This window comes from Streptococcus sp. HMSC077F03, assembly GCF_001812375.1.
Taxonomy (GTDB): domain Bacteria; phylum Bacillota; class Bacilli; order Lactobacillales; family Streptococcaceae; genus Streptococcus; species Streptococcus oralis_S.
The window spans coordinates 25383-36089 of sequence record NZ_KV808760.1; the positions used below are offsets into that span (position 1 = coordinate 25383).

The following is a 10707-nucleotide window of genomic DNA, read 5'->3' on the forward strand; positions in this document are numbered from 1 at the left end:
GCTTTTGAGATTGTAGGTGTTTTTTGTTATAATGAGAGTTATGAAATCTTATAATACCTTGAATGATTATTATCGAAAACTTTTTGGAGAAAAAACTTTCAAAGTTCCCATTGATGCGGGATTTGATTGTCCCAATCGGGATGGAACTGTAGCTCATGGTGGTTGTACTTTTTGTACGGTTTCAGGTTCTGGAGATGCCATCGTGGCACCGGATGCTCCTATTCGTGAGCAATTTTATAAGGAAATTGACTTTATGCACCGCAAGTGGCCAGATGTTAAAAAGTATCTAGTTTATTTCCAAAACTTTACAAACACCCATGAAAAGGTGGAAGTGATTCGGGAGCGATATGAGCAGGCTATCAACGAACCTGGTGTAGTGGGAATCAATATCGGAACACGCCCGGATTGCTTACCTGATGAAACCATAGAATATTTGGCTGAGTTATCGGAGCGTATGCATGTGACGGTAGAATTGGGCCTGCAGACTACTTTTGAAGCAACCTCTGACCTGATTAACCGTGCCCATTCTTATGAATTGTATGTGGAAACAGTAAAACGCTTGAGAAAGTATCCCAAGATTGAGATTGTTTCCCATTTGATCAATGGTTTGCCCGGTGAAACCCATGAGATGATGGTTGAAAATGTCCGTCGCTGTGTTACGGACAATGATATTCAAGGAATTAAACTGCACTTGCTTCACCTCATGACCAATACACGGATGCAGCGAGATTACCACGAAGGACGTTTGCAACTGATGAGTCAGGACGAGTATGTCAAGGTCATTTGTGACCAGTTGGAAATCATTCCCAAGCATATCGTCATCCATCGAATTACAGGAGATGCACCGAGAGATATGTTGATTGGTCCTATGTGGAGCCTCAATAAATGGGAAGTGCTAAATGCTATTGAAACTGAGATGCGCCGTCGTGGAAGTGTGCAAGGATGCAAGGCTGTAAAACAGGAGTTTAAAAATGAAAAGACCACTTGAGATGGCGCATGATTTTTTAGCTGAAGTCGTGACAAAAGAGGATATTGTTGTGGATGCGACCATGGGTAATGGCCATGATACCCTTTTTCTAGCCAAGCTAGCCAAGCAAGTCTATGCCTTTGATATTCAGGAGCAGGCTTTGGAGAAGACACAAGAGCGTTTGGATCAGGCTGGAATGAAAAATGCCCAGTTAATCTTGAAAGGTCATGAGACACTAGACCAGTTTGTGACAGAAGCTAAGGCAGGGATTTTTAATCTTGGTTATTTACCTTCTGCTGACAAATCCGTCATCACCCAACCTCAGACTACTATCGAAGCCTTAGAAAAGCTGTGTCACTTGCTTGTCAAAGGGGGACGGATTGCAATCATGATTTACTATGGTCATGAAGGAGGAGACACCGAGAGGGATGCTGTATTGGATTTTGTTAGCCAGTTGAACCAACAAGAGTATACAGCTGCCATTTATCGGACTCTCAACCAAGTTAATAATCCACCGTTTTTAGTTATGATTGAAAAATTAGAAAGGTATAGACATGGATAAACAATACCTTCGTGAGAAGCTTGAGGCAATGCGCCAAAATTTTGTCGAGTCAACGCATCACGAGCGAGCAGTCGGGGTGCTCGACGAAGCACATATGAGCAAGAAAATGCTTAAAATTAAGAAAAAATTAGTGACTCTTGAAATGGAACGATGCCAGAAAAAAATTGAGCACAAAGACTGTTCTAAGATTGATCAGAAAATCCAAGAGCAAAAGGAGATTTTTGAATCTTGTTGTAAAAAAGATTAAGGAGGAATTGTGTGGAATTACTCATTTACTTGATTCTATTTTTATTTGTCTTAATCATTTCAACTACGACCAATAAAATTCTCCCTTTTTTGCCCCTTCCTCTTGTACAAATTCTTTTGGGGATTGGGATTGGTTTATTTGTTCCCGATGCGGACTTTCATCTCAATACAGAGCTGTTTCTGGCCATGGTTATTGGTCCCTTACTCTTCCGGGAGGCAGAAGAAGCAGATATTACGTCCATTTTGAAGCACTGGCGGATTGTTGTCTTTCTGATCTTTCCTGTGATTTTTATCTCGACCTTAAGCTTGGGGGGCATGGCTCACTTTCTTTGGATGACTCTTCCTTTGGCTGCCTGTTTAGCAGTTGGAGCGGCACTTGGGCCAACAGATTTGGTTGCCTTTGCATCTCTTTCTGAACGTTTTCGTTTTCCCAAACGGGTTTCCAATATCCTAAAGGGGGAAGGGCTCTTAAATGACGCTTCGGGTTTGGTTGCCTTTCAGATGGCTCTTGCTGCTTGGACAACAGGAACGTTTTCTTTCAGCCAAGCTGGAACTTCCCTAGCACTTTCTATACTTGGTGGTTTTGTAGTCGGTTTTGTGACGGCTATGGTCAATCGTTTTTTGCATAGCTTTTTACTGAGTGTACGAGCGATAGATATAGCCAGTGAACTATTGCTAGAGCTAAGTTTGCCGCTCATGACCTTTTTCATCGCAGAAGAGTTTCATGTTTCAGGGATCATCGCAGTAGTGGTTGCAGGTATTTTGAAGGCCAGTCGCTTTAAGAAAATTACGCTCCTTGAGGCTCAGGTAGACACCGTGACGGAGACCGTTTGGCACACCGTGACCTTTATGCTAAATGGATCAGTCTTTGTTCTCTTGGGAATGGAATTAGAGTTGATAGCAGAGCCGATCTTGTCTAATTCTCTCTACAATCCCCTTCTTTTACTGCTTTCAGTTGTCGTTCTGACCTTCTTACTCTTTGCGATCCGCTTTGTCATGATTGCTGGTTTTTACTTTGTGAGGACACGTCGACTTAAGAAAAAAATTCATAAGTACACGAAAGATATGCTTCTTTTGACCTTCTCTGGTGTCAAAGGGACAGTATCTATCGCGACTATTCTCCTCATACCAAGTCATTTGGAGCAGGAGTATCCTCTGTTGCTCTTTCTCGTAGCAGGCGTTACACTATTAAGCTTTCTAACAGGTTTACTGGTCCTCCCTCACTTATCTGAGGAACAAGAGGAAAGCAAGGATCATTTGATGCATATTGCGATTTTGAATGATGTAGCTGCAGAATTAGAAAAAGAACTGGACCATCACAAGAACAAACTTCCTCTTTATGCAGCTATTGATAATTATCATGGTCGAATTGAAAACCTCATCCTTAGTCTGGAAAATAAGAGAGTCCAGGAGGACTGGGAGTCCCTCAAACTTCTTATCTTAAGTATTGAGAGTGATGGTTTAGAGCAAGCCTACGAAGAAAATAGAATCAGTGAGCGTGGCTATCGAGTTTACCAACGTTACCTAAAAAACATGGAGCAGAGTATCAATCGGAACTTCGCTTCTAGAGTGACTTATTATTTCCTAGTTTCCTTACGGATACTGCACTTTCTACTCCATGAAATGTTTACCTTTGGCAAAACTTTTCGTAGTTGGATGAATGAAGAATCTCGTAAACTATTAGCAGTTGACTATGATCAGATTTCAGAGTTGTATTTGGAAAATACAGAGCTGATTATCGAGAGTTTGGAAAACCTAAAAGGGGTTTACAAGAGTTCTCTGATTAGCTTTATGCAAGAGTCTCGTCTACGCGAGACGGCCATTATCGGAAGCGGTGCTTTTGTTGAGCGGGTTATCAATCGCATCAAGCCAAACAATATCGAAGAAATGCTGCGAGGCTACTATCTCGAACGTAAGGCAATCTTTGAATACGAAGAAGCTAAACTGATAACAGCCAAGTATGCCAAAAAACTACGACAAAATGTGAATAATTTAGAAAATTATTCTCTGAAAGAGGCTGCGAATACCTTACCTTATGATATGCTAGATTTAATAAGAAGAACTTAGATGATGAAGAAAATGACGGAGGATGAAACATGAAAAAGTGGTGGAAAGAGCTGATGGACAGGCCCTTATTGAAAGCTTTTTTGCATTATTATCAAGCATCTGATAGCGAGTTGACCAGTGTTGCGGTTGCCTACTATTGGTTGATTTCAATCTTTCCTTTGCTAATGATAATGGTCAATATTTTGCCTTATTTTCAGATTCCGGTCTCAAATTTCTTACTGACGATCAAGGAATTTTTGCCTGATACGGTGTATGATGTGGTCGCCAAGATTGTCCGAGAAGTTCTGACTCAACCATCGACTGGTTTGCTGAGTTTTGCTGTTTTATCTGCCCTCTGGACTTTTTCGAAATCAATGGATTTCCTCCAAAAAGCCTTTAACAAAGCCTATGGAGTGACCAAGAGTCGAGGCATTATCTCCCATCAGTTGATGAGTCTACTTGTTAGTTTTGGCTTGCAGATCCTTTTTGCCTTTGCCTTGTTTTTGAGTATGTTTGGTCGTATGTTGCTTAACCTCCTCAAAACTTACTGGCAATCAGACAGTCCGCTATTTTCTTACCTGCAAGACTTTACAGGCCCTCTGGTCTATGCCTTGATCTTTGCCATTCTAGTCATGATTTATTACTTCCTTCCAAAAGTAAAAGCACCACGAATCCGCTATGTTTTACCAGGAAGTGTCTTTGTCTTGCTAACTCTTATCTTTTTATTGAATATCTTTTCTGTCTACGTCAATAGTTATGTTAATCATCTGGTTGATGTCCGATTTTTCAGTTCCATTATCGTGGTAGTCATGATGTTCTGGTTTATTCTCATTGCAAAGATTTTGATTATCGGAGCAGTTATCAATGCCAGTGTTCAGAGTTTGAAAGATCCAAAGTTTGGTATAGAATAATTAGAAAAATCCCTATTAGGTTTCCTAATAGGGATTTTCTTAATAGATAAACATGGCATCTCCAAAACTGAAGAAGCGGTAGTGTTTTTGGATGGCATGGTGATAGGCATCTAGGACTAAGTCACGACCAGCAAAGGCAGAAACTAGCATAACAAGAGTTGACTTGGGAAGGTGGAAGTTGGTTGAAAAAGCATCCACAACCTTCCAGTCGTAGCCTGGTTTGATAAAGATATTGGTCCAGCCAGAATCTGCTTGGATTTGCCCATTAAACTTGGAACCGATGGTTTCCAGTGTGCGGATCGAAGTGGTTCCGACAGCGATGACGCGACCTCCCTTTTCCTTGACAGAGCGAAGGGTGGCAGCTGCTTCCTCAGAAAGCTGGTAGAATTCGGAGTGCATTTCATGTTCGTCTAGATTGTCTACAGAAACGGGTCTAAAGGTTCCGAGTCCGACATGGAGAGTGAGATAGACTAGATGAACACCTTTGGCTTGGATTTCTGCTAGCAGTTCTTTGGTAAAGTGCAGTCCAGCAGTTGGTGCAGCAGCAGAGCCACTTTCTTTGGCGTAGACCGTTTGATAACGTTCACGGTCATCTAGTTTTTCGTGGATGTAGGGCGGTAGTGGCATTTCACCCAGACTTTCCAAAACTTCTAGGAAAATTCCTTGGTATTCAAAGCGGACAAAGCGGCCCCCGTGGGTCAATTCTTCCGTAACGACAGCGCTGAGGCGACCATCACCAAAGTTGACACGAGTCCCGACCTTGAGGCGTTTGGCAGGTTTGGCGAGAACCTCCCACTCATCTCCACTGGTATTTTTGAGTAGGAGAAGCTCCACATGGCCTCCAGTTTCTTCCTTTTGACCATAGAGGCGGGCAGGGAGAACGCGAGTATCGTTCATGACAAGGGCATCACCTGGTTCCAGCATGTCGATAATAGAGTGGAAGTGTTTATCCTGCATTTCTCTCGTCTCACGATTGACGATGAGGAGTTTGGAGGCATCTCGCTTTTCAAGGGGTGTTTGGGCAATCAATTCCTCAGGCAAGTGGAAATCAAAATCAGCTGTATTCATATATCTGTTCATTCTTTCTAAGTTCTAATCCTATCCATTATAACACGTTTCAAGTTTGGACGCTCTTTTTTTAGAAATTAAATCGTTTTCACTTGACAAAAATTGGTCTATACCATATAATAAATATAGATTAAAACGGAGGATGAAAAGATGAAAGTTATTAAAGTTGAAAACCAAGTCGAAGGTGGAAAAGTTGCTTTTGAGATTTTGAAGGAAAAATTAGCCAATGGCGCTCAAACATTGGGACTTGCGACAGGAAGTAGTCCACTTGAGTTTTACAAAGAAATCGTTGAGAGTGACCTTGATTTTTCAAATCTAACCAGTGTGAACCTTGATGAGTATGTAGGGCTTGATGGGGACAATCCACAATCTTACCGTTACTTCATGCAAGAAAACCTGTTTAACCAAAAACCATTTAAGGAAAGCTTCTTGCCACGTGGTGTTAAGGATAATGCTGAAGAAGAAGTTGAACGCTACAACCAAATTTTGGCTGACCATCCTGTTGATTTGCAAATCTTGGGAATCGGTCGCAATGGACATATCGGATTTAATGAACCTGGTACTCCATTTGACAGTCAAACACACCTTGTAGAGCTGGACCAGTCTACTATCGAAGCCAATGCTCGCTTCTTTGACAAGATTGAAGACGTTCCAACCCAAGCTATCTCAATGGGGATTAAAAACATCTTGGATGCCAAGTCAATTATTCTCTTTGCTTACGGTGAATCAAAAGCAGAAGCTATTGCCGGAACAGTGTCTGGACCAGTGACTGAGAGTCTACCAGCAAGTAGTCTGCAAAATCACCCTGATGTGACGATTATTGCGGATGCTGAAGCGCTCAGCTTGCTTGAAAAATAAAAAGTATAAGAACCACTTGCTCTTTGGAGTGAGTGGTTCTTTGATGCTTTATAAATAGCAGGAATTTTTTATTATATTCTAAGAAAGGTTAATTTAGTTTGTAAAATAATTTATTTGAGAGATAAAACATTAATATAAATATTCCTAAAAACAAACATAAAGAACGCTCAATATAATAATATTTAAAAGCTTTGCTTATTTAATAGAAAAAAAGTTATTATTCTAGGATAATTTAGTAGCTAAATCATTAAAAATAATGTATAATATCTTAAAAAATAATTTTAGGAGATTCTAATGGGAAAAGAATTATTTAATCCACATCTTCGTAAGTTTTCTATTCGGAAACTAAACGTGGGTGTTTGTTCTGTACTCTTGTCTACCTTGGTTCTATTGGGAGTGACGTCTCAGGTTAGCGCTGATGAAACAAGCGCTTCTGGTGTCCAAAATGAGATTTCTCGAACGGATCTTGCTGAACCATCAGCAACTTCTACAGCACCAGCAAACTCTGAGACATCACCAAAACCTGCAACTACTTTAGTTGCTTCAGCTACTGAGGCTCCTCAATCCGCTGAAAATAGTAAACCTGCAAACTCAGCTTCAGAGTCTATTGAGAAACCAAAGAATGAACAGCCAGTTGTTTCTGAATCGCCTCAACCTTCAGTTGAGAAGCCAGTTGCTCCTACAGAAATGAAGCCTGCAGAGAGTGCCAATTCAGCTTCAACTGAAGCTAGCTCAGAAACTGTAAGTGCTTCAAGAGCTGTAGAACAACCAGTAGAGACTAGGGAGGCTACGCAACCTACACGTTCTCGCCGAGCACGTCGAGATGCTACACCTACTGGTTTACGTGATGGAGATCCTAACAACACAATTGAAAAACCAACTTTAGCAGATTCCGAAAAGAAACGCCCTGCGGATCTAGTTAAGCAAATTAACTGGTTAGATTTTGGTGATAGTCAGGCATTTAAAGGACTTGATACTGACGGTTCTCTTAAAGTAGGTAGTGTTTATGAGAAGGAAATTTCTCCAGGATATGTCGTTAAATTAACAGTTACGGAACTAAAACCTTTCCACTCAACTGAGATTTATCGTGATCGTGTAGCAGGAACTTCTTATGAAAATAGTTATGATCCTGATGCTAAAAACACCTGGTTTAGATATGTGCCTGCAGACTATAATCGCCAAGTTAAAGAGGGCGACTCTGCACGACCAAAAATCATTGGTGCTCCTATGAACCAATGGACATCTCTTCGTGAGCAGGGAATTGATACTAATGGACGTAGAACCCAATTGCAGGTTCCTAAGAATGGTGCAAGTTATGGAGTGAAGTTTAAGGTTGAAGCAACATATCTAAACAAGCCTGTTAAGGCCACAGTGGTTATGGCGGATGGAGAAGAAGCAAACCCAGGTGAATATGCTATCTTTACGACCAATGGTAAAGGATGGGAACATTTAGCTGAATGGAAACGTGTGTCACCACAAGGTAAAGTGATTACAGATACCTACGCACCAATGAATCCTAATCGACTTGGTCAGTATATTGGTGACAATGCAACGATTCCAACGATTGACTGGACAAAATTTACAAATCCTGATCAAAGAACAGGTGGCTTAGGCTCACAAGTATTTGGTCCAAACACTTCTAAAGACCATACTGTGCCAATTGTGATGACTCGTGAAGCATCAGAAGTTGGAATTTATATTGCATCTTCTGGTCAGCAAGCTGCTATGATTGGTTTCATGGTTGTAGATACTGGAGATGCTCCTGAAAGTTATGGAAATGCAGTTCACACTATTTCTGGTTACAATGCTGCTACGGGAGCACAAAATCCACAACCTTACCTTGGTCGAAAACCTGCTGATATTGATACTACGTCAGGTAATGATTGGACCCATGATGATAGTACAGATCATGCTGATGAAGGGATTGATCAGCTTTTACCAGCAGACTTAGTTGGTAAGACTCATGAGTTATTCCAAGCAGATCGTCTTCGTGATGGTGATTATTCGCTTCGTTTCCATGCTTCAGCTAATGGAAATGAAAAAGCTTATGTTCGAGCTTGGATTGATTTCAATAATAACGGTAAATTTGATGAGAATGAAGCTAGTGATTTTACAGAAGTAACAAATGAAGGCGACTATACCGTTACTTTTAGAAATCACCCACCTATGAACGATGATAACGTTAAGAAGCTAGGAATGCGTGTTCGTATTGCTTTGAACCAAGGTGATATCGAGAAACCGACTGGCACAGCCTTTAGTGGTGAAGTTGAAGACTTACAAGTTAACCTTACTTATCCACCAAAAGGTGAGAAGAAGGAAACAAAGGGCTTACGCGATCAACAACAACAAACAAGCTTAGCCTTCACACCTCGTGGTTATTCTAAAGAGGACGAGAATGCTAGAACAACCATTGATACTAATAAGGCGCCTGTCGTTTTAGATAATAACGGACGTGAATTAACAGCAGATGCAGAAGGTTGGTATACAACAGCAGAAGGACGTTACAAGGTGACGCCAAATGGTGACAATGTTGATGTTGTCTTCGTTCCGAAAGCTGGATACGTTGGGACTACATCAGGTATTAACATCCGTCGCTTTGATAGCAATGGTGCAAGCACAGAATGGACTGCAAAAAATAATTCAGAGCCTGTTGTCAACCAACCTCTAAATTCTATGGATGCTCGTTATGTTCCTACTGTAGTTGATTTTACTGAACATCGTTCAACTGATGCTCAAGGTTTACCGCAAGTAAAAGATATTTTATTTACTGATGGGAATCCAGCTAACACACCGGTTCAACCATCTGCAAGTAATCCTGCTACTTTCTTGGATGGAAACGGAGAACCTATCTCAGGAACTAGTATTCCTGCAACATCAGGTGGTAAAGAAGTTGGTACCTTTAACCTAGATCCAACTACGGGTCGAGTAACCTTTACCCCAAATAAATCATTTGTAGGAACTGTTGATCCGATTAAATTAAAAGTAAATGATGCAAGTGGTAATGATCACTTTGCCACTTATCAACCAACTGTTACCCGAGTTGTTCCAACATCCCAAAACGCAAGTTCTGAAGGTATTCAAGGTGCAGAGCAATCTGGGAACTTGGTCTTCACTCCAGGTGATAACCGTATTCCAATTGACGAATCAATTGCACCAACTTTTGACAACGGTCAGCCAACGAAAGAGGTTCCTGGCGTTGGAACTTATAAGGTGGATAGTACAGGTCGCGTTACTTTCCAACCAGTTCCTGGCTACTCTGGACGTCCAACTGCAGAAACTGTTAAGCGTGTAGATAAGAACGGAACAGAAGTAACAGCTACCTATCAAGCGGATGTTAAGGCTGCAACTCCAACAGGGCAAGGAGCAGAGACTACTGGACTCCAGGGTCAAAAACAAGATAGCCACCTTACCTTTACTCCTGGTCAAGCAACTATCAATGGACAAAATGAGACTGTACCATTTGCACCAGAAGGTCCACAGTTTGTGGTTGATGGACAAGTTCAACAAGGTAACAGCTTACCAGTACATGATGCTAGCGGTAAACTTCAAGGAACTTATACTGTTCAACCGAATGGGGATATTAGCTTCCAACCAGCACCTGATTTCTATGGAACGCCAACTCCTGCAACCCTCCGTGTGACAGATAAGAATGGTTCTACTGCCGAAGCAGTATATCAACCTACAGTGACTAAAGTCACTCCAACAAGTACAAATGATACATCAACTGGTCTGCAAGGACAGCCACAAAGTGGTAAGCCAACCTTTACAGCAGGCGATCCAGCTGTTCCACTGGATGATACAAAACCAATGACTTTCGAAGATGGTCAGTCAACGAAGACCGTTCCGGGTGTAGGTGAATACAGCATCAATTCTGATGGTTCTATCACCTTTACGCCAGATAAGAAGTACGTTGGCACACCAGATCCAGTAATGGTTAAACGCGTGGATAAGAACGGTACAGAAGTCACTGCGACTTATACTCCAACAGTGACTAAGGTAACCCCAACTTCAACGGACGCCACTTCAAATGGTATCCAAGGTCAACCGCA

At 41.4% G+C, this 10707-nt stretch carries 8 protein-coding genes; 7 read left to right on the forward strand and 1 reads right to left on the reverse strand.

Features of this window, described 5'->3' with window-relative positions; translation table 11 throughout:
* The first annotated feature begins 31 nt into the window (after positions 1 to 31).
* The 5 genes from HMPREF2853_RS02665 to HMPREF2853_RS02685 are packed head-to-tail and all read left to right on the forward strand — an operon-like array spanning position 32 to position 4732.
* Positions 32 to 988 carry a tRNA modification radical SAM protein MnmL/YtqA gene (locus HMPREF2853_RS02665; protein WP_025171500.1) on the forward strand — a complete coding sequence of 319 codons (957 nt, stop codon included), beginning with the start codon at positions 32 to 34 and terminating at the stop codon, positions 986 to 988.
* Complete coding sequence (locus HMPREF2853_RS02670) at positions 972 to 1529, forward strand: tRNA 5-(aminomethyl)-2-thiouridylate-methyltransferase MnmM (RefSeq protein ID WP_000828419.1); 558 nt, start codon at positions 972 to 974, stop codon at positions 1527 to 1529. The genes HMPREF2853_RS02665 and HMPREF2853_RS02670 overlap by 17 nt, the downstream gene beginning before the upstream one ends.
* The gene (locus HMPREF2853_RS02675) at positions 1522 to 1776 is read left to right on the forward strand and encodes a hypothetical protein (protein WP_000361097.1); all 255 of its coding nucleotides are present in this window, start codon (positions 1522 to 1524) and stop codon (positions 1774 to 1776) included. Before HMPREF2853_RS02670 ends, HMPREF2853_RS02675 begins: the two co-directional genes overlap by 8 nt.
* 11 nt (positions 1777 to 1787) lie before the next feature.
* Positions 1788 to 3842, forward strand: coding sequence for a cation:proton antiporter (locus HMPREF2853_RS02680; protein WP_070534749.1), 2055 nt, complete (start codon positions 1788 to 1790; stop codon positions 3840 to 3842).
* A 29-nt stretch (positions 3843 to 3871) separates the two neighbouring features.
* Positions 3872 to 4732 (forward strand): YihY/virulence factor BrkB family protein, encoded by an 861-nt coding sequence (locus HMPREF2853_RS02685; protein WP_000759517.1) that lies wholly within the window; start codon positions 3872 to 3874, stop codon positions 4730 to 4732.
* A gap of 39 nt (positions 4733 to 4771) precedes the next feature.
* On the opposite strand, the gene queA is transcribed toward HMPREF2853_RS02685, so the two are convergent.
* Positions 4772 to 5800 (reverse strand): tRNA preQ1(34) S-adenosylmethionine ribosyltransferase-isomerase QueA, encoded by a 1029-nt coding sequence (gene queA, locus HMPREF2853_RS02690; protein ID WP_001090170.1) that lies wholly within the window; start codon positions 5798 to 5800, stop codon positions 4772 to 4774.
* 150 nt (positions 5801 to 5950) lie between these two features.
* Here queA and HMPREF2853_RS02695 point away from each other — a divergent pair, with 150 nt between their 5' ends.
* Together HMPREF2853_RS02695 and HMPREF2853_RS02700 are read left to right on the forward strand one after the other, a co-directional pair.
* Entirely contained in the window at positions 5951 to 6658 is a 708-nt protein-coding gene (locus tag HMPREF2853_RS02695) for a glucosamine-6-phosphate deaminase (RefSeq protein WP_000864609.1), read from the forward strand.
* 294 nt (positions 6659 to 6952) lie between these two features.
* Positions 6953 to 10707, forward strand: a 3755-nt coding sequence (locus tag HMPREF2853_RS02700) for a CshA/CshB family fibrillar adhesin-related protein (protein ID WP_070534751.1), incomplete at its 3' end; no start/stop codon positions are given.